Consider the following 19,017-nt stretch of genomic DNA (forward strand, 5'->3'; position numbering starts at 1 on the left):
CTCCCCGGAGGGCGCGCTGGCGGGGGTGGGGACGGTAGGCTTCCCCGGGCCGCGGCGACGCGCGGACACCACCCGGCCGGGGCGCGGCCGTCCGGCACGGCACCCGTTCGCCCGGGTGAGGGGTTGTTCGCGCGAAGGCGGATTCACCGGTTTCCACGGTGACCCGTAGCACGGGCGTGTCCGGTCGTGACCGGACTCCCGCGGAGTGATCGCACGGTTCGGAAGAGGGCTTCCGGGCGTGCAGTGCCGGACGGGTCGGCGCGGGGAGTCCTCCGTGGTCCGGGCCGTGGCCCGTTCGTCGGTGTCCGGTCCGCGCAGCGTGGTTCGCGCAGTGATCCGTGCGCGGCTCGGCTCCCGGGCGGCACCCGCTTCGGTGAAGTGCCGTGTCGTGATGACGCGGGCCGGGGGCGGCGTGGAAATCTCGCGGCGCCGCGTACCGTCCCGCGGGTCGCGGGACGAAAGCGACGTTGTTCCGCGGGACGGCGGCCGAGAGCACCTTCACAGGCTTGTCGAACGGCGTTGATTGGAAGGGAGCGGCAGACGGGCGTGTCCGAGACGCAGGTTGACCAATCCGTTCGCTCAGTGCTCAGTGATCCGTCGCAGGCGAACGACAAGCCGCTGCGTGATTGGCAGCGCAGGGCGCTGACGCGGTACCTGGCCAGTAAACCCCGGGACTTCATGGCCGTCGCGACCCCGGGCGCGGGCAAGACCACTTTCGGCCTGCGCGTGGCGGCCGAGCTGCTGAGTGACCGCACGGTGGATGCCGTGACCGTGGTCACTCCGACGGAGCACCTCAAACACCAGTGGTCCCTGGCCTCGGGAGGGGCGGGGATCCCGCTCGACTCGGAGTTCAGCAACTCCGACCGCACCACGTCCGGCGACTACCGGGGTGTGGTGCTCACCTACGCGCAGGTCGCCGCTCACCCGAACCTGCACAGGCTGCGCACCGAGCGACGCAAGACGCTGGTGATCCTGGACGAGGTCCACCACGCCGGGGACGCCAAGTCGTGGGGCGACGCCGTGCGGGAGGCCTTCACCCCCGCCGTCCGCAGACTCACGCTCACCGGCACGCCCTTCCGCTCGGACGACAACCCGATCCCCTTCGTCAACTACGAGCCCGATTCGGACGGGGCGCAGCGCAGCAAGGCCGATCACTCCTACGGCTACGCCGACGCGCTGCGGGACGGGGTGGTCCGGCCGGTCATCTTTCTCGCCTACTCCGGGGAAGCGCGCTGGCGGACCAGCGCGGGTGACGAGTTCTCGGCGCGGCTGGGTGAGCCACTGACCGCCGAGCAGACGGCCCGGGCCTGGCGCACCGCGCTGGACCCGGGTGGGGAGTGGATCCCCTCGGTGCTGCACGCGGCCGACACCAGGCTCACGCAGTTGCGCCGCGGTGGAATGCCCGACGCGGGTGGCCTGGTGATCGCCTCGGACCAGAAGAGCGCCCGCGCCTACGCCAAGACCCTGCAACGGATCAGCGGAACGGAACCGGCGGTCGTCGTCTCGGACGATCCGCAGGCTTCGGAACGGATCGCGGAGTTCGCCGAGTCCGACGACCGCTGGATGGTCGCGGTGCGCATGGTAAGCGAAGGGGTCGACGTCCCCAGGCTGGCGGTAGGGGTCTACGCGACCAGTGCTTCGACCCCGCTGTTCTTCGCCCAGGTGATCGGCAGGTTCGTGCGTGCGCGGAAGGCGGGCGAAACGGCGAGCATCTTCCTGCCGAGCGTGCCGGTGCTGCTGGACCTGGCCAGCCAGCTGGAGGCCGACCGGGACCACGTGCTCGGCAAACCGCAGCGCGAGAAGGAAGGCTGGGACGACCAGGAACTGGCCGAGGCCAACCGACAGCGGGACGAGCCGGGCGAAGAGGAGCAGCCCTACACGGCGCTTGGCGCGGAGGCCGAGCTCGACCAGGTCATCTACGACGGTTCCTCGTTCGGTACCGCGGCCTTCTCGACCACCGAGGAGGAGCAGGACTACCTGGGGCTGCCGGGGCTGTTGGAGCCCGATCAGGTGCGTGCGTTGTTGCAACAGCGCCAGCAGCAGCAGTTGCAGGAAGTGGACAAGCGCGAACAGCAGCACAAAGCCGCGGAGTCCGCGAAATCGGCCCAGTCGGAGGGGCTGGCCGAAGAGGGGGGCAAACAGCGCCCACAGAGCGTTCAGGAGCGTCTCAAGGCACTGCGCAAGGAACTCAACAGTCTGGTCGCGCTGTACCACCAACGTACGGGCAAGCCGTACGGAGTGATCCACGGCGCGCTGCGTCGCACCTGCGGGGGGCCGCCCACGGCCTCGGCGACCATCGAACAGCTGGAGGAGCGCATCGCCACGCTCCGGTCCTGGTGATCGGCTGTGGCCGACCTCGGCCCCGGGGCGGCCGTGTGCGCGACCGGGGCGGGAAAGACGAAGTGCCCGGCCGGAACCTTTTCCGACCGGGCACTTCGGCTCGCTTCCGTTTTCGGATCTTCAGAGCCCTGACCGAGGCCTTCCCGTCGTGTTGCCGACCGGAGCGGTGCTCCCGCCGCCGCGGGAGGTTCCGCTCAGCGGACCACCGGCGACAACCCGAACGGAAACCCCGACGAGGTCTCAGAGGTCGATCTGTTCGTCCTCCTGCAGATCCGCCTCGATGTCACTGAGACCGGCCTTGAATTCGCGGCCGTGATGTCCGCAGAACAGCAGCTCTCCGCCGGACTGGAGAACTGCCCTGAGCTTTGCGGCGGCCCCGCAGCGGTCACAGCGGTCGGCGGCGGTCAACTCGGGGCGGGTGAGTGTGTCAGGCATCGGAATCTCCCTCCGTCCCGGCGTCGGGGGTACCCGACGCCTCGATCCTGCTGCAACCACCGGTAGCCCGCTGGCGACGGGGCCGGTGTCGCAAGTTCCACTCTTACAGACACTTGGAGCCGCGTCACTGTTCCAGGTTCGATCAGCGACTTGAGTCACTGGGAAATGCCCGGATGGCGCAGTGATCGGGAGCACAGCGTGACCATTTCCGGTTTTGAAGCTGTGACCTGCTAAAAAAGCGTTCGTTTTTCCTGTGTTCCACTCCGGTTGACTGCGGGGTCAAGGGGGAAAACGTGTTTTTCGGCATATTTTCGCCCGGTTTTCGGCGGAGGTGTTCCGCTGTGGGCGAACAGTTCCCGACCACTCATGAAGGGATGAAAACGCCGAATCAGTGATGTGTGTCACACACAATCGAGTGGTTTCCTGGCTCCGGAGCGACGCCCCCGTGGAGCGAGCCGCCTCCGGCGAACACAGGGGAACCGCATGAAAGCGCCCCGCACTCGACCGGGCTGGGGATCCGGGAGTGCGGGGCGTGGCACGGCAGCCCGAGAGGCTGCCGGCCGGTCCGTCAGTCCAAGTAGTCGCGCAACACCTGCGAACGCGAGGGGTGCCGCAGCTTCGACATGGTCTTGGACTCGATCTGTCGAATACGCTCCCGCGTGACGCCGTAGACCTGTCCGATCTCGTCCAGCGTCCGAGGCTGTCCGTCGGTGAGTCCGAAGCGCAACCGGACGACGCCGGCCTCGCGTTCCGACAGGGTCTGCAACACCGACTGCAACTGGTCCTGCAGGAGAGTGAACGAGACGGCGTCGACCGCGACCACGGCCTCGGAGTCCTCGATGAAGTCCCCGAGCTGGCTGTCGCCCTCGTCGCCGATGGTCTGGTCGAGCGAGATGGGCTCCCTGGCGTACTGCTGGATCTCCAGCACCTTCTCCGGGGAAATGTCCATCTCCTTGGCCAACTCCTCCGGAGTCGGCTCCCGTCCCAGATCCTGCAGGAGCTCACGCTGGATCCGGCCGAGCTTGTTGATCACCTCCACCATGTGGACCGGGATCCGGATGGTGCGGGCCTGGTCGGCCATGGCGCGGGTGATGGCCTGGCGGATCCACCAGGTGGCGTAGGTGGAGAACTTGTAGCCCTTGGTGTAGTCGAACTTCTCCACCGCGCGGATCAGGCCGAGGTTGCCCTCCTGGATGAGATCGAGGAAGGCCATACCGCGTCCGGTGTAGCGCTTGGCGAGGCTGACCACCAACCGGAGGTTGGCCTCAAGCAGGTGGCTCTTCGCGCGTTCACCGTCTCGCACGATCCAGCGAAGGTCCCTGCGGAGCTGAAGCGGGGGCATCTCGCCTGCTTCTTCGGCCTGCCGTAGCCGTTCCGCCGCGTAGAGGCCGGCCTCGATGCGCTTGGCCAGCTCTACCTCTTCCTCGGCGTTGAGCAGAGCGACCTTGCCGATCTGCTTCAGGTAGGCACGGACCGAGTCCGCCGAAGCCGTCAGCTCGGCGTCCTTGCGCGCCTGCTTGAGCGCCTCGGACTCCTCCTCGTCCCAGACGAAGTCGGGGTCGGTCTTGCCTTCCTCGTCCTCGACGACCTCCGGCTCTTCGGGGATGTCCACCTCGATGTCGTCGAGGTCGCCGATGTTCGCCGAGGTGAGGTCCGTCTCGATCGGTTCGTCAATGCCCATGTTGTCGGCATTGGCCTGGTCGGAAGTCGAGTCGGCGCTCGAATCGGAGGCACTTTTGTCCGAGGTCGACTTCGTGCCCTTCTTGGCCGTCGACTTGGAAGTGCTCTTGCGGCTGGTCGACTTGGTTCCGCTCGACTTGGTTCCGCTCGACTTGGTCGCGGTGGAGCCCTTGGACGTCTTCTTTCCGGAGGACGAGGATTTTTTCGGCTCGTCGGTTTCGGACCCGGAAACCGCCTCGGTCGTCGAAGCGGTGTTCGTCTCACTGGGCTCGGACCGGACCCCGCCTGATGCTGCAGCGGAGCCGGAGCGTCGGGTTGCGGTTTCTGCGGCTGCCACGTACGCCCTTTCGCGACGGTCTGCCAGGGCTGGCCGGGGGCGCGAAACCTCGGCCGCCAGGGGTCGGGGACAACCCACCGTTCGAGCCCTACGAGGCGTGCCGGAAGGCCGTGAATTCGGTGGGACGTGTTCCATTGTAACTGCGTCAGGTGAGTGCGGTTCCGCTGCAAGGCTGATCAGAGCACGATGTCACGTATTCGTGATGCTCCGGCCGTTCGAATCCGCCCTCATCCGACCTCACGCCGCAGCCCTCGAACCGCTGTTGCCACCCGAACGGGGCGGGCTCAACATCGTGATTCGAACGATGCGGCGCCTGTTTCTCGTCGCAGCCGATACTACGCGTTTTGCGCAGCGGCTGACGCGGCTCCGACTATACCCGCGTCGTTCTTCAGGTCGGCTGCCACGATCGGAGTACGGGTTTGCAGCAGGGGGAGCCACTTGTGCGCCTTCTTGCTCACGCCGCCGCCCGCGATGATCAGGTCCGGCCACAGGAACTTCTCCAGTGTCTGGATGTACCTGCTCACCCGTGGGGCCCACTCCTCGTAGCTGAGCTCGAGGTTGTCCTTCACGGAAGCGGCGGCCTCCTCCTCGGCGTCCCGGCCGGCCACCTCGATGTGCCCGAACTCGGTGTTGGGGACGAGCCGCCCGTTCAGGAACGTGGAACTCCCGATGCCGGTGCCGAAGGTGAGCACCACCACGAGCCCGCTCCGGTCCGCGCCTGCTCCGAAACGCATCTCGGCTATCCCTGCCGCGTCGGCATCGTTGAGCATTACGATCTGCTCGCGTGCTCGACCGAGCCGCTTGGCGAACAGTCCTTGCGCGTCTGTATCGATCCAGTCCTCATCGATATTGGCCGCCGTCATGGCGGTGCCGCTCTTGATCACGCACGGCAGAGTGATGCCGACCGGTCCTTCCCAGCCGAACTTGCCGACGATCTCGGCCACCGCGTCGGCCACCGATTCGGGGGTGGACGGCTGTGGGGTGGAGATGCGCAGTCGATCGTCGGCCAGAACTCCGCCTTCGACGTCGACGGGGCACCCCTTGATGCCGGAACCGCCGACGTCCACGCCGAAACCACGGGCAGTGCCCATGCCTGATCCTTCCTATTCGATTCAGGACGAGGTGTGCAGACCTTAACCGCGCCGTGTTGCGATGTGAACGTGGGTTTGACACACGAGTATGACGCCCAGCGTTTACGCGGCATCTCCGTGCAGGTCGCGAAAGAGGCCGCGGAGCTCGCGGAGACGATGCGAAACGAAGTGGTCACCGAGGGTGCCGTCGACACGAAGAGTACCGAGACCGACGTGGTGACCGCTGCGGACCGCGCCGTCGAACGGCTGATCCGCGACCGGCTCGCCGAACTGCGTCCCGAGGACCCGGTCCTCGGTGAGGAAGGGGGCGGTGCCATCGACCAGGAAGGACTGCGCTGGGTGGTCGACCCGATCGACGGGACCGTGAACTATCTCTACGGCCATCCGAACTACGCGGTCTCCATCGCTGTTCAGCTCAACGGTGCCTCCCTGGCCGGAGCGGTGGTGGAACCCCGCTCGGGGCGGGCCTGGAGTGCCGCCAGTGGGCACGGGGCCGATCTGGACGGCCGCCCTCTCGAGGTGTCGGCCGCGCGAAGGCTCGATCTCTCGCTGATCGGGACCGGCTTCAACTACCTGCCGGAGCGGCGCGGCAGGCAGGCCGCGGTGCTGGCCGAACTGCTGAGTGAGATTCGTGACATTCGGCGCGGTGGTGCCGCCTCGCTCGACCTCTGCGCGGTCGCGGCGGGCTGGACGGACGGCTACTACGAGCACGGACTGTCCCGCTGGGACTGGGCGGCGGGGAGCCTGATCGCGGCCGAGGCCGGAGCCCGCACGCGGCTGCCTGCGGGAGGGTCCACGGACGGCCTCGGCGACGAGGCCGTCCTGTGCGTGACCCCGGGGATAGCCGACGCGCTCACCCGCGCCCTCCTGGAGAGGAGAGCGGGAACGATCTGACTCGGAGGGTCGGCGGCTCGGTTCGCTCGGCGGTGCCGGCTGCGCGGGTGGAGGGGAGCGGGTGCGTCGCTTCCTCCGGAAGGATCCTGCCGGTCCGGTTCGCCCGGGTGGTCGTCCGGCGGATCCCCGGTCGGGGCCCGTGCGCCGAACGAACCGCTCCGGTGCGGGGCCTCCGGTGCGGGGCCTCCGGTGTTCAGCAGTGCACGTCGCGAGCGGCGCTGAGCAGTTTCGGGTCGAGCCCGGGGTCGGAGGCCTGCGGTTGGTCCCCGGTCTGCCCCCTGTTCTGCTTGGCCCAGTTCTTCAGCTGCTGCAGTGCCCGGTGCCCCTGCTGGGTGGCCTTGACCCCGTCGAAGTCGGAGCCGAGGGCGAGGTCGACCCTGGCGTCGGAACGCTGGTCCCTGACCAGCTGGGCGCACGGTGCGATCAGGCTCAGGGTGCGCGCGGCTCCCGCACCGGCCTCCCCGTAGCGGATCTGGGCGTGGCACTTCAGGTTCATCTCGGTGTAAACGGGGTCGTTCGAGGGGGAGCCGCCCTGCCCGAAACCGAGGTTGGTCAGCTCCTCGCTGACCAGGCTGGCCTGGTTCACCTCGCCGTTGGCGTTGAGCACCCGCACCGAGACGTCCTGCGGGGGTACCGGAGTGGTCTCGTTCAGGGCGCTCCTGGACAACATCGTCCCGGCGGCCGTCTCGGTCGGCGGCTTGCCCGGACGTGCCTCCGAGGTCCCCGGCTCGGCGCCGGGCACGTTGCACCGGGTCGCCATCTCGACCGATTCGGTCGACTCGAACACTCTCGTCCAGACGAACCCGGACAGCACGACGAGCACCGCGAGCAGAATCAGTGCGGGCAACGGGCGGCGGCGCCGGTACCGCGGACCCCGCGGCCCTTGTCCTGTGCTCGCGGTGGACACGTTCTGCCAACCTCCCTGGTCGAGCCTTCGCCTTGCCGGTGAGTTCGCCGGTCCGGATCTTCGCCGAACCGTCCTCTGTCGGTCAGCTTAAGTGCTGTCCCGTTTCGGTGCGGCATCGTGCGGGTGGTCGTGTCGAAGTTGTTGTGCGGAATACCCCGGTTCGCCGCCGGGCTCGTCCGAACGTGCGATCACGCCCCCACGATGGTGCCCTTCGGGCATCGGAGTCACGAATGTCCCGAGGATGCCACGTTGTAAGCGAGATCACCCGGCGCTCGGCCCGGCGAGTGCAGTACAAACCACACCTGTGGGTGACCCGGTACGTGTTCCGCGGCGTCATGAGCTACCCTTCCGGCGCTCCACGCTGTGTCAACGGAGGTAGTCGCTCGTTTCGGGGGAACTTGGAGCGCAGGTAAGACGAGACCTCCGCCACTCGAGTGTGCGGGCACAAAACGGGGCCCTGGATCGTTGACCAGCGGCACACCATTGCAAGTCTCCACAATGCAGGGGTGAAAGGAAATGGCGACCGACTACGACGCTCCGCGCCGTAACGAGAGCGAAGACCTGCCGGAGGATTCGCTGGAAGAGCTCAAGGCCAAGCGCAACGACGCGCAGTCCGGGTCCGTGGACACCGACGAAGGCGAGATGGCCGACAATTTCGAGTTGCCGGGAGCCGACCTCTCCGGCGAGGAGATGACGGTCAAGGTGCTGCCGAAGCAGGCCGACGAGTTCACTTGCTCCAGCTGCTTCCTGGTGCACCACCGCAACCGGTTGGCCGAGGAGCGCAACGGAAAGTACGTGTGCCGCGATTGCGCGGCCTGAGCCGCCTGTTCACGGAGGTTTGAAGCGGACTGGATATGAGCGGGAGCATGCGCATGTCCAGTCCGCTGTTCTCGGGACGATCTTCGGGAACGGGGATCCGGGGGCGCGGGACCTCCGGGCTCACTCCGTGTTCAGCTCGGCGGCCAGTCGTTCGGGGTGGCGGGTGCTGATCACCCAGTAGGGTGTCGGATCCTCGGGGTCCTCCAGCCAGATCCGTACGGCTGTCGGCGCCCACGGGCGGTGGACCAGAAAAGCTGCCGGGTCGAGCTCGGGACCGAGGGCACGTCGCTTGCGCTCGCGCGGGATCACCTCGACCTCGGACACGAAGCGCAGCGGCAGCCGTGCGTCGCCGACCACGAGCTCCTCGTCGGTGACGAGTATGCGCAGCCTGCTCAGCAGTACGGGCAGCGCGAGCGAGAGCGGGATCAGCACCACGTAGGGAAGCCAGGCGCGAAGACCCGGATGGCCCATGTGCACTTCGGCCGCGAGCAGGGTCGCCGCGACGAGGGGCAGGGGCCAGCTCCACCACGAGGCGTGCACCCGTTCCCGGTAGCGGAAGTGTCCGCGCCTCTTCGACGTCTCGGACGGCGAGCCGTCCACGGGCCCCGCTTCTGAACTTTCCGACACGTCCCCAGGGTAGTCTTGTCCCTCGTGCCAAGCGTGAAGGTCCTGCTGACTCGTACCGATTCCGAAGTGCCGATACCGTCCTACGCGCGAACGGGGGACGCGGGGGCCGACCTCGTCACGACCGAGGACCTCGAACTGCGCCCCGGGGAACGTGCCGTGGTCGGTACCGGGGTGGCGATAGCTCTGCCCGCGGGCTACGCGGGGTTCGTGCACCCGCGTTCCGGGCTGGCGGCCAGATCGGGACTCGGCGTGGTGAACGCGCCGGGAACGATCGACGCGGGCTATCGTGGGGAGATCAAGGTGTGTCTGATCAATCACGATCCGGAGCAGAGGTTGAATCTGCTGCGTGGGGACCGAATAGCCCAGTTGGTGATACAGCGTGTCGAGCAGGCCGCTTTCGAAGAAGTCGCCCAACTGCCAGAGTCCGTGCGTGGCACCGGCGGATATGGTTCGACCGGAGGCCACGGGGCGTTGATGGATTCGATCGACGCCGGGACCGTGGGCAACACGACCGGTAGTACGGAGGTCTGAGGGGATGTTCGGATGGCGCCGTCGCGGCGGGCGGAACGACCGGGTGGACGACGATTCCGGATTCGGCGACGAACACCGTGGGCAGGATGAGTCCGACGTCGAGGGCGGCCCGTACGACAGCCAGGAAGCCCCGGACGACGAGATCGAGCGGCTGGACCTCGGGTCCGTGCGGTTGCCCGTTCCGGAGAACAGTCAGCTGCAGGTGGAGATCGACCCGGAGGGGCCGGTGCGGGCGGTCCACTTGCTCACGCCCTCGGGAAGGCTGACCGTGAGCGCTTTCGCAGCCCCACGAACAGGTGATCTTTGGCAGGAGGTCCGCCAGGAACTGGTGGAGCAGCTGCGTTCCGACGGGGCGACCGTGCGTTTCGAGGACGGGGGCTGGGACACCGAACTGGTCGCCGAGACCGCGAAGACCTCGTTGCGTTTCGTGGGCGTGGACGGGCCGCGCTGGTTGCTGCGCGGTGTGGCGGCGAGTCCAGCCGCCGATCTCGACGCCTGCACGAAGCTGCTCTACGCGGTGATCGACGAAACCGTGGTGGACCGTGGCTCGGAGCCGATGCCGGTGCGCACTCCGCTGCCGATCGAACTGCCCCAGGAGATCGCCGCGCACATTCAACAACAGCAGGAACAGGCGCAGGCCTGATGCGCGTTATCCCGTTGGGTGGCCCCGTGCCGGCCTTCCGACAGGAGAACGTGGTCGTTTTCCGTCGGCCCGGAGACGCGGGAATCGGACACGGCTAGGCTGTAATCGCACGGGTGTAACCTGCACGGGTCGCGAGGCCCACTGCGCACGGGAGCGCGAGATGAGCAATACCGGAGGCGGCTACCTACGTCGTCTCGTCCGCCGTCTCACCAGCGACGTCGCCGAGCTCGACGCCGATGACCTCTCCGAGATGTCACAGGCGAGCGGGGCGCGGCGCGCGTGTGACTGCAAGTGCGGCGAGCAGGCGGAGGTGCTCGGCCGACTCCGCTGTGTCGGCATGGTCCCGAAGGCCTCGGTTCCGACTCTGGAAGCGGAGCTGTACGACGGCACCGAGGGTGTGACGTTGGTTTGGCTCGGCAGGCGGAAGATCACCGGAATAGATCCCGGCCGAACCATCAAGGCGCGGGGCCGAATTGCCGATCGTGACGGACACAAGGTTCTTTACAACCCCTACTACGAGTTGCAGAACACCGCATGACCGAATCCAGTTCATCGCCCCCCGAAGGACAAACACCTGTCGGGGGGTCTACTGACGCGGCGTCAGCCGATCCTGCCGGCTCCGACTCGTCGAGGGAAGCCAAGGCGCCGTTCGGGTTACGTCCCGCGGCAGGGTCCGGCGGGACCGAGCAGACGTTGCTGCAACAGATGGGCGGCGTCAGCGGACTCGCCTATTCCGCGGTGCCCATCGTCGTGTTCGTGGTGGCGAACTCGCTGGTCGGAATGGTTCCGGCCATCTGGATCGCCATCTCGGTCTCCCTGCTGATAGCCGTGGCACGCATCATCCGCAAGGAACCCCTGCAACCCGCGATATCGGGTGTGCTCGGTGTCGTGGTCTGTTCCTTCATCGCCTACCGGACCGGGGACGCCAAGGGGTTTTTCCTGCTCGGTATCTGGACCAGCCTGATCTACGGCGGAGTCTTCCTGATCTCGACAGTCGTGCGGTGGCCGTTGGTCGGTGTCGCCTGGTCGGTGCTCAACGGCAGCGGTTTCTCCTGGCGCCACCAGCGCAGGGCGTTGCTCGGGTACGACCTGGCCACGCTGTCCTGGACCGTGGTCTTCATCGCCAAGTTCGTGGTGCAGCAGTGGCTCTACGCGGCGGACGAGACGGGTTGGCTGGCCTTCGCGCGGATCGCGATGAGCTATCCGCTCACCGCGCTGGCTCTGTTGATCACCGTCTGGGCGATCCGACGGGCCAACAAGATCGCCGAACTGCAGACGGCGACGGCAGCGACCGACTCCGGGCCGCCGCGAGGGGAGGAGCATCCCACTTCCGGGCGGCCCGCTACCGGTTGAGACCCCGCTGTCGGTCCGTGGCCCGCTCGGGACCGAACGACCGGCCTTTCCGTCCCTCAGTCGAGCCCCGGCGGGTCGTGGACCAGTTCGCTGATGCGGTGTTCGAGTTCTTCCGGGGCGATGAACAGCATTTCGTCGCCCACTTCCAGCGGGTCGTCGGACTGGGGGACGATCACCCGCCCGCGCCGGAGTATCGCCACGAGCGCGGCGTCCCGGGGGAGGCTCAGGTCCCTGACTCGGTGACCCGCCAACGGCGTGCCCTCGGGCAGGGTCATCTCCACGAGGTTGGCCTGCCCCTGGCGCAGGGTCATGAGCCGGACGACGTCTCCGACGCTGACCGCTTCCTCCACCATGGCGGCGAGCATCCGCGGGGTGGAAACAGCCACGTCCACTCCCCAGGCCTCGGTGAACAACCACTCGTTCTGGGGGTCGTTCACGCGGGCCGCGACGCGTCGTACCGCGAACTCGGTCTTGGTCAGTAGGGAGACCACGAGGTTCACCTTGTCGTCGCCCGTGGCGGCGATCACGACGTCGCAGGTTTCGATGCCCGCCTCTTCGAGGGAGGACAGCTCGCAGGCATCGGCGTGCACCCACTGGGCATCGGGTATGGATCTGGGGTGGTAGTTCCGGGTGGAGCGCTCGAGGAGCATCACCTGATGCCCGCCCTCCAACAGCTCCTTGGCTATGGACTGTCCGACGGCGCCTGCGCCGGCGATCGCGACACGCATTACTCGCTCTCCTCGGGTGGGCGCTGCGCGGTGGCCGTGACCTCGGTGACAGTGCCGGACAGGGTGGCCGCGTAGACGGTGTCGTCGGCCTGGACGACGGTGTTGGACTGCGGGAGCACCCCGTTGCCGAAGCGCATCACGAACGCCACTCGGCAGCCGATCGCTGCTTCCAGGTCGCGGACCCGTTTGCCGACCCAGTCCTCGTGCAGGGGGAGCCGCAGCACGGCGACCGAACCGGAGGGGTCCCGCCACTCCGTGGCCGCCCCCTCGGGGAGAAGCATGCGCAGGAAACGGTCCGTCGTCCAGGGAACGGTGGCCACGGTGGGGATCCCGAGGCGCTGGTAGACCTCGGCCCGCTTGGGGTCGTAGATACGAGCGACGACTTGCTCCACGCCGAACGTTTCGCGTGCGACCCGGGCGGAGACTATGTTGGAGTTGTCCCCGTTGGAAACGGCGGCGAAGGCCCCGGCCTGTTCGATGCCCGCCTCGGCCAGCACGTCCTTGTCGAAACCGTTGCCCGTGACGTGCCTTCCGCGGAACTCCTTGCTCAGTCGGTGGAAGGACTCGGGGTCCTTGTCCACCACAGCCACGGTGTGACCTAGCCGTTGCAGTGCCGCGGCCAGGGACGCTCCGACTCGGCCGCAGCCCAGGATCACAACATGCACGACCGGTTTCCTCGCTCTCGGCTGGTTGCCGGACCGACCGTGGGCGGTTCGGCGAACCGTTCCACGGCCATGACAGTACTCCTCGGGTGACGGAATTCCTCGTTCTTCGCCGCGTGCTTCTTCGCCGGCCGGAACTCATTCCCGCGAACGGGTCACCGCATCCGGGCTGCTGCACCGTATCGGGTGAACGGAACCGCTCGTCCACAGGGGTTTTCACGTCTGTCCCCCGGAAGGGCTCCGAAAGCGGCGAGTCCGTGCGCTCCGCTCCGGTGGGCGAACGTCCGCGGTAGTTCCGGACGAGCTGTGCCCCCGCGGGCGTCACGGCGGACGCGACGAGGGCCGAGGGTCACCGAGTCCGGTGATCCCCGGCCCTTACGCTCTGGGTCGTGCCCAAGCTCGCGACCGTGGCCAAGCGTCTGTTGGTGGGGCGACCCTTCCGTAGCGATCGGTTGTCGCACACGTTGTTGCCCAAGCGCATCGCCCTACCGGTGTTCGCGTCGGATCCGATGTCCAGCGTCGCCTACGCGCCGGAGGAGATCCTTCTCACGCTGTCCGTGGCCGGGGTGTCGGCCTACGCGATCAGTCCGTGGGTCGGGTTGGTGGTCGCCGCCGTGATGCTGGTCGTGGTGGCCTCCTACCGCCAGAACGTGCGGGCCTACGCCTCGGGCGGAGGTGACTACGAGGTGGCCGCCGTCAACCACGGATCCAGGTGGGGAGTGGCGGTGGCCAGTGCGCTGATGGTCGACTACGTCCTCACCGTGGCGGTGTCCATATCATCGGCCGCCGCCAACATAGGTTCGTTGGTGCCGTTCGTGGCCACCCACAAGGCGGCGTTCGCGGTGGGCGCGATCGTCGTGCTGACGGCGGTGAACCTGCGCGGGGTGCGGGAGTCGGGGACGATGTTCGCCGTTCCGACCTATGCCTTCGCCCTCGGGATCCTCGGCATGATCGGTGTGGGGCTGTACCGCACCTACGTGCTCGGGGACGAGCTGCGCGCGGAGAGCGCGGGATTCGAACTGGCCCAGGAGCCCTCCCAGATGGCCGGGTTGGGCTTCGTCTTCCTGGTGCTGCGCGCCTTTTCCTCGGGGAGCGCCGCGCTGACCGGGGTGGAGGCGATCAGCAACGGTGTGCCTGCCTTCCGCAAGCCCAAGTCGCGCAACGCCGCCACCACGCTGCTGATGATGGGGCTGACAGCGGTCGCCATGTTCATGGGGCTGCTGATGTTGGCCAGGATCACCGGTGTGCTGGTCGTGCAGGACCCGGAGCAGCAGTTGATCGGCGCCCCGGCCGGGTACGAGCAGAAGACGCTGATCGCCCAGCTCGCCGGAGCGGTGTTCGGCGGGTTCCAGCCTGCCGTGTACTACCTGATCTTCTTCACCGGGCTGATCCTGGTGCTGGCGGCCAACACGGCTTTCAACGGTTTTCCGCTGCTGGGCTCGGTGCTCGCCCAGGACCGGTACCTGCCCCGGCAGCTGCACACCAGGGGGGACCGGCTGACGTTCTCCAACGGCATCCTGTTCCTCGCGGGGTTCGCGATCGTGCTGGTGCTGGTGTTCGAGGCCGAGGTGACCAAGCTCATCCAGCTCTACATCGTCGGCGTGTTCGTCTCGTTCGTCTTCAGCCAGAGCGGGATGATCCGGCACTGGAACCGCCAGTTGCGCAGTGCGACCGACCCGGAGGCGCGCAAGCAGATCGGCAGAGCGCGCGCGATCAATTCCGTCGGGCTGGGCATGACGGCTACGGTGCTGGTCATAGTGCTGGTCACGAAGTTCGTGCACGGAGCCTGGATAGCTCTCGCGGCGATGGTGGCCAGCTATCTGCTGATGGTGGGGATTCGGAAGCACTACGTGCGGGTCGCGGAGGAGCTGCGACGTGCCGAGGGGCAGACCGTCCTTCCCGCGCGCAACTACGGTCTCGTGCTGGTGTCCCAGCTGCACCTGCCGAGCAAGCGGGCGCTGGCTTATGCGCGGGCCACTCGTCCCGACGAGTTGGAGGCCATCACCGTCAACGTGGACGATTCGGAGACGAGGCAGCTCGTGGCCGCATGGGAGGAGCGCGGCATATCCGTTCCGCTGAAGGTCCTCGAGTCCCCGTACCGGGAGATCACGCGCCCGGTCGTCGAGTATGTGAAAAGAATTCGTAAGGGTAGTCCGCGCGACGTCGTCACGGTGTTCATTCCGGAGTACGTGGTGGGGCGCTGGTGGGAACAACTGCTGCACAACCAGAGTGCCCTGAGGCTCAAGAGCAGACTGCTGTTCGAGCCGGGGGTGATGGTCACGAGCGTTCCCTGGCAGCTCGAGTCCTCGAACAGGGTCGATCTGCGCGCGCCGACACCGCGTCGTTCGGTGCGCTGGGGTGCCGGACAAGAGGGGAAGGGAAACGACCAGCGGTGAACGAGAAACCGGACTGGAACGGACGTCGGCTCCGGCTCGAGGTCGGGCCGGTCGCGCACGGCGGGCACTGCGTCGCCCGCCACGAGGGAAGAGTCGTTTTCGTGCGGCACGCGCTGCCGGGGGAAACGGTCGAAGCGGAGGTGACCGAGGACCGCGGTGGGGGGTTCTGCCGAGCCGATGCCGTGCGGGTCGTCGAGGCGGCCGAGGGGCGGGTGACACCACCGTGCCCGCTGGCGGACATGTCACTGGGGACGAACCGCTGCGGGGGCTGCGACTGGCAGCACGCCGATCCGGTGACCCAGCGTGAGCTGAAGGCTTCCGTGGTCGCCGAACAGCTGTGGAGGCTGGCCGGGATCGAACACCCGGTGGAGGTGCAACCGCTTCCCGGCGGGGCGCTGCGCTGGCGCACTCGGGTGCGGCTGGCCGTGGACGAAGCGGGGCGGGCCGGGTTCCGCGCGCACCGCAGCCATCGCGTGGTGCCGGTGGACGACTGCCCGATCACCGTCGAGGGAGCCGTGGACGAGGTCGCTTCCAGTTCCTGGACGCCGGGAGCGGAGATCGAGGTGACCGCGGACGGTTCCGGAGAACTGCACGTGACCGAGCACCTCCCCGGTGGTGCGCCCGCACGGGGAGCGCGTCGCCGGGGAGGTGCGAAACCGGGGAAGACCCGCAAGGTGCGCGGCTCGGGAGTCGCTCACGAGACCGCCGCCGGACGTGAGTGGGCAGTAGCGGCGCACGGTTTCTGGCAGGTCCACCGGCAGGCGGCGGAGCGCTTCGCCGAAGTGGTGGACAGCATGGTCGAGGTGCCGCCGGGAGGCTGTGCCTGGGACCTGTACGGAGGGGTCGGTTTGTTCGCCGCCGTGCTGGGGAACCGGGTGGGGGACTCGGGGGACGTGGTGCTCGTCGAGTCGGCCCGGACCAGTGTGCGGGACGCCGCCGCCAACCTCGCGGACATGCCGCAGGTGCGGTTGCGCGAGGGCGAGGTGGAGAACGTGGTCACGGACCCGACGATGCCCGCGCCGGACGTCGTCGTGCTCGATCCACCCCGCAAGGGGGCTGGGCGGAACGTCGTCGACGCCGTGGCGCGCTCCCGGCCGCGCCGGGTGGTCTACGTCGCCTGCGACCCGGCGGCGTTGGCGCGGGACCTGGACCTGTTTCAACGGGACGGGTACCGGCTCGTCCGGCTGGAGGCCTTCGACGCGTTCCCGATGACACACCACGTGGAGTGCGTCGCCCTGCTGGAGGTCGCTGAGCCCCCTTCATGAGCGAGCACTCCGGGCAGCCGTCTGGACCGGACTCGTGTACGGCTCAGTAGACTGGCACGGTCGCGAGGGGTAGCCCAAAACACCGGAAGGGCACGCGGCGGAAGCACGAGGGCCCGAAAACGTGTTTCCGGGCATCCGCACAGTCGGTTGCCCACAACGCGGACCGGCCGTTCCGGGCCGGTCCGAGATTCGACCTGTAGTCGGGCACGACGAGCGAGGTGGAGCGGTGACGCTGCTGGAGTCCGTGCACAGTCCGGCCGATGTACAGCGCCTGGAGCACGGTGAGTTGGTTGAGCTCGCCGCCGAGATCAGATCGTTCTTGATCGACAAGATCTCGCGCACCGGAGGGCACCTCGGGCCGAACCTGGGTGCGGTGGAACTGACTCTGGCCGTGCACCGGGCGTTCGAATCACCGCGCGACGCGGTCGTGTTCGACACCGGGCACCAAGCCTACGTGCACAAGATCATCACCGGTAGGCAGGAAGGCTTCGAGCGGCTGCGCAAGCGTGGCGGCCTGTCCGGATACCCTTCCCGCGCGGAGAGCGAGCACGACCTGGTGGAGAACAGCCACGCCTCCACCTCCCTCTCGTACGCGGACGGGCTGGCGCGGGCCTTCCAGCTCGGCGAAACGGACCGGCACGTCGTGGCCGTGGTCGGTGACGGTGCGCTGACCGGAGGTATGTGCTGGGAGGCGTTGAACAACATCGCCGCCGACCAGGAACGTCCCCTCGTCATCGTCGTGAACGACAACGGTCGCTCCTACGCCCCCACGATCGGTGGGCTGGCCGAGCACCTCGCCTCGCTGCGGTTGCGCCCCGGTTACGAACGGGCCCTGGAGAACGGCAGGCGGACCGTGCGCAACCTGCCCGTGGTGGGCAGGCCCCTGTACACGGGGCTGCACGCGGCGAAACGCGGAATCAAGGACGCGCTGAGCCCGCAGGTCATGTTCTCCGACCTGGGGATCAAGTACCTGGGACCGGTCGACGGTCACGACTTCAAGGCGCTGGACTACGCGCTGGGGATGGCCAAGACCTTCGGCGGTCCGGTCATCGTCCACGCGGTCACCCAGAAGGGCAACGGGTTCGCTCCGGCGGAGAACCACGAAGCGGACCAGATGCACCAGGTCAAGGTCATGGACCCGAACACGGGCGCTCCGACCGGTCCGAGCGCGACCAGCTGGACCAGCGTGTTCTCCGACGAGCTGGTCCGGATCGGAGGGGAGCGCGAGGACGTCGTGGCGATAACCGGTGCGATGCTCGGGCCGACGGGACTGGACAAGTTCGGCAGGCACTACCCCGACAGGTGCGTGGACGTGGGCATCGCCGAGCAACACGGCATGACCTCGGCCGCGGGGATGGCCATGGCGGGACTGCATCCCGTCTTCGCGGTTTACTCCACGTTCCTGAACCGGGCCTTCGACCAGCTGCTCATGGATGTGGCGCTGCACCGCCAGCCGGTGACGGTGACGCTGGACCGTTCCGGAGTCACCGGCGACGACGGGCCCAGCCACAACGGGATGTGGGACCTGTCCGTGCTGGGCATGATTCCCGGCCTCAGGGTGGCCGCACCACGGGACGCCGGAACCCTGCGCGAGGAGCTGCGCGAGGCGGTGGCCGTCGACGACGGGCCCACAGCGGTGCGCTTCCCCAAGGGCACCGTCATCGAGGAGGTCCCCGCGCTCGAGCGGGTGAACGGGGTGGACGTGCTGCGCCGCCCCGCCGAGCACGAGAACTCCGATGTGCTGCTGGGGGCGGTGGGCGCCTTCGCGGAAATGGCCGTGGCCGCGGCGGAGCGGCTGTCGGACCAGGGCATCGGGGTGACCGTGGTCGATCCGCGCTGGGTGAGCCCCGTGCCGGGGGCCATGCTCGATTTCGCCGGACAGCACCGCCTGGTGGTCACCTTGGAGGACTGCGGCAGGCACGGCGGTTTCGGCTGGTCGATGGCGGCCGCGCTCCGCGACGCCGAGATGGACGTCCCGCTGCGGGACCTCGCCATCCCGAACCGCTTCCTGGACCACGCTTCCAGGGGCGAGGTGCTCGCCGAGCTGGGGCTGACGGAGCAGGACGTGGCCCGGCGGATCACCGAGTGGGTCGCCGATCGGCTCGAGGGCAGCATGGAGGACTCGTCCCCCCGGGTCGCCGATCTGGACACCTCCCGCTCGGAGGCGACCGACCTCTCCGAGTCCTGATCGTCGGCAAGAGCGTCGCTGTGGCAGTTTGACTGTTCCCCGCCTTGGAGGCGGGGTTCCCCGTCGGGCTCGCGCCCGAGGGGTCCTGCTTCCCAGCCGATTGCCGAAGGGAGGACCCTTG

Annotated in this window: 17 protein-coding genes; 10 read left to right on the forward strand and 7 right to left on the reverse strand. The window is 67.9% G+C overall.

Features of this window, described 5'->3' with window-relative positions; all coding sequences use genetic code 11:
* The first annotated feature begins 582 nt into the window (after positions 1-582).
* Positions 583-2,340 (forward strand): DEAD/DEAH box helicase, encoded by a 1,758-nt coding sequence (locus FHR84_RS00500; RefSeq protein WP_343075117.1) that lies wholly within the window; start codon positions 583-585, stop codon positions 2,338-2,340.
* Between the two features lie 240 nt (positions 2,341-2,580).
* Here FHR84_RS00500 and FHR84_RS00505 read toward each other — a convergent pair whose 3' ends face one another.
* From FHR84_RS00505 to ppgK, 3 genes are all read right to left on the reverse strand, one after another.
* The gene (locus FHR84_RS00505) at positions 2,581-2,775 is read right to left on the reverse strand and encodes a DUF7455 domain-containing protein (RefSeq protein ID WP_179533440.1); all 195 of its coding nucleotides are present in this window, start codon (positions 2,773-2,775) and stop codon (positions 2,581-2,583) included.
* A gap of 568 nt (positions 2,776-3,343) precedes the next feature.
* Positions 3,344-4,792: an RNA polymerase sigma factor gene (locus FHR84_RS00510; RefSeq protein ID WP_179533441.1), complete on the reverse strand. Its 1,449-nt coding sequence runs from the start codon at positions 4,790-4,792 to the stop codon at positions 3,344-3,346.
* A 335-nt stretch (positions 4,793-5,127) separates the two neighbouring features.
* A complete protein-coding gene (gene ppgK / locus FHR84_RS00515; RefSeq protein ID WP_179533442.1) occupies positions 5,128-5,883 on the reverse strand; it encodes a polyphosphate--glucose phosphotransferase in 756 nt (251 codons plus the stop codon).
* Positions 5,884-5,946: 63 nt separating this feature from the next.
* On the opposite strand from ppgK, the gene FHR84_RS00520 reads away from it, so the two are divergent.
* Positions 5,947-6,777 carry an inositol monophosphatase family protein gene (locus FHR84_RS00520; protein WP_179533443.1) on the forward strand — a complete coding sequence of 277 codons (831 nt, stop codon included), beginning with the start codon at positions 5,947-5,949 and terminating at the stop codon, positions 6,775-6,777.
* A gap of 193 nt (positions 6,778-6,970) precedes the next feature.
* Here FHR84_RS00520 and cei read toward each other — a convergent pair whose 3' ends face one another.
* On the reverse strand, positions 6,971-7,684 hold the full coding sequence (gene cei / locus FHR84_RS00525) for an envelope integrity protein Cei (protein WP_179533444.1): 714 nt from the start codon (positions 7,682-7,684) through the stop codon (positions 6,971-6,973).
* 516 nt (positions 7,685-8,200) lie between these two features.
* On the opposite strand from cei, the gene FHR84_RS00530 reads away from it, so the two are divergent.
* Complete coding sequence (locus tag FHR84_RS00530) at positions 8,201-8,503, forward strand: DUF4193 domain-containing protein (protein WP_142077683.1); 303 nt, start codon at positions 8,201-8,203, stop codon at positions 8,501-8,503.
* Positions 8,504-8,623: 120 nt separating this feature from the next.
* On the opposite strand, the gene FHR84_RS00535 is transcribed toward FHR84_RS00530, so the two are convergent.
* Positions 8,624-9,103 carry a DUF3093 family protein gene (locus FHR84_RS00535; protein WP_179534347.1) on the reverse strand — a complete coding sequence of 160 codons (480 nt, stop codon included), beginning with the start codon at positions 9,101-9,103 and terminating at the stop codon, positions 8,624-8,626.
* A 51-nt stretch (positions 9,104-9,154) separates the two neighbouring features.
* Between FHR84_RS00535 and dut the strand changes: the two genes are divergently transcribed.
* The 4 genes from dut to FHR84_RS00555 all read left to right on the forward strand — a co-directional run bounded on the left by dut (position 9,155) and on the right by FHR84_RS00555 (position 11,657).
* Positions 9,155-9,661 carry a dUTP diphosphatase gene (gene dut, locus FHR84_RS00540; RefSeq protein ID WP_179533445.1) on the forward strand — a complete coding sequence of 169 codons (507 nt, stop codon included), beginning with the start codon at positions 9,155-9,157 and terminating at the stop codon, positions 9,659-9,661.
* A gap of 4 nt (positions 9,662-9,665) precedes the next feature.
* Positions 9,666-10,304, forward strand: coding sequence for a DUF3710 domain-containing protein (locus FHR84_RS00545; RefSeq protein WP_179533446.1), 639 nt, complete (start codon positions 9,666-9,668; stop codon positions 10,302-10,304).
* A 160-nt stretch (positions 10,305-10,464) separates the two neighbouring features.
* Positions 10,465-10,842, forward strand: a complete 378-nt coding sequence (locus FHR84_RS00550) for an OB-fold nucleic acid binding domain-containing protein (protein WP_179533447.1) — start codon at positions 10,465-10,467, stop codon at positions 10,840-10,842.
* A gap of 155 nt (positions 10,843-10,997) precedes the next feature.
* Positions 10,998-11,657, forward strand: a complete 660-nt coding sequence (locus tag FHR84_RS00555) for a DUF3159 domain-containing protein (RefSeq protein WP_179533448.1) — start codon at positions 10,998-11,000, stop codon at positions 11,655-11,657.
* 56 nt (positions 11,658-11,713) lie between these two features.
* Here FHR84_RS00555 and FHR84_RS00560 read toward each other — a convergent pair whose 3' ends face one another.
* Together FHR84_RS00560 and FHR84_RS00565 are read right to left on the reverse strand one after the other, a co-directional pair.
* Positions 11,714-12,385, reverse strand: a complete 672-nt coding sequence (locus FHR84_RS00560) for a potassium channel family protein (RefSeq protein WP_179533449.1) — start codon at positions 12,383-12,385, stop codon at positions 11,714-11,716.
* Positions 12,385-13,050 carry a potassium channel family protein gene (locus FHR84_RS00565; RefSeq protein ID WP_343075119.1) on the reverse strand — a complete coding sequence of 222 codons (666 nt, stop codon included), beginning with the start codon at positions 13,048-13,050 and terminating at the stop codon, positions 12,385-12,387. Before FHR84_RS00565 ends, FHR84_RS00560 begins: the two co-directional genes overlap by 1 nt.
* Positions 13,051-13,436: 386 nt before the next feature.
* On the opposite strand from FHR84_RS00565, the gene FHR84_RS00570 reads away from it, so the two are divergent.
* The 3 genes from FHR84_RS00570 to dxs all read left to right on the forward strand — a co-directional run bounded on the left by FHR84_RS00570 (position 13,437) and on the right by dxs (position 18,896).
* Positions 13,437-15,443 (forward strand): amino acid permease, encoded by a 2,007-nt coding sequence (locus tag FHR84_RS00570; protein ID WP_179533450.1) that lies wholly within the window; start codon positions 13,437-13,439, stop codon positions 15,441-15,443.
* Positions 15,440-16,708 carry a TRAM domain-containing protein gene (locus FHR84_RS00575; RefSeq protein ID WP_179533451.1) on the forward strand — a complete coding sequence of 423 codons (1,269 nt, stop codon included), beginning with the start codon at positions 15,440-15,442 and terminating at the stop codon, positions 16,706-16,708. The genes FHR84_RS00570 and FHR84_RS00575 overlap by 4 nt, the downstream gene beginning before the upstream one ends.
* 226 nt (positions 16,709-16,934) lie before the next feature.
* A complete protein-coding gene (gene dxs / locus FHR84_RS00580; protein ID WP_179533452.1) occupies positions 16,935-18,896 on the forward strand; it encodes a 1-deoxy-D-xylulose-5-phosphate synthase in 1,962 nt (653 codons plus the stop codon).
* Positions 18,897-19,017: the final 121 nt, after the last annotated feature.

This window comes from Actinopolyspora biskrensis, from assembly GCF_013408175.1.
Classification (GTDB): Bacteria; Actinomycetota; Actinomycetes; order Mycobacteriales; family Pseudonocardiaceae; genus Actinopolyspora; species Actinopolyspora biskrensis.

Excerpts from the sequence above, each read along its gene's own strand:
- FHR84_RS00505 (WP_179533440.1), bottom strand. The coding sequence starts at position 2,775 with ATGCCTGACACACTCACCCGCCCCGAGTTGACCGCCGCCGACCGCTGT.
- ppgK (WP_179533442.1), bottom strand. The coding sequence starts at position 5,883 with ATGGGCACTGCCCGTGGTTTCGGCGTGGACGTCGGCGGTTCCGGCATC.
- FHR84_RS00530 (WP_142077683.1), top strand. The coding sequence starts at position 8,201 with ATGGCGACCGACTACGACGCTCCGCGCCGTAACGAGAGCGAAGACCTG.
- FHR84_RS00545 (WP_179533446.1), top strand. The coding sequence starts at position 9,666 with ATGTTCGGATGGCGCCGTCGCGGCGGGCGGAACGACCGGGTGGACGAC.
- FHR84_RS00550 (WP_179533447.1), top strand. The coding sequence starts at position 10,465 with ATGAGCAATACCGGAGGCGGCTACCTACGTCGTCTCGTCCGCCGTCTC.
- FHR84_RS00560 (WP_179533449.1), bottom strand. The coding sequence starts at position 12,385 with ATGCGTGTCGCGATCGCCGGCGCAGGCGCCGTCGGACAGTCCATAGCC.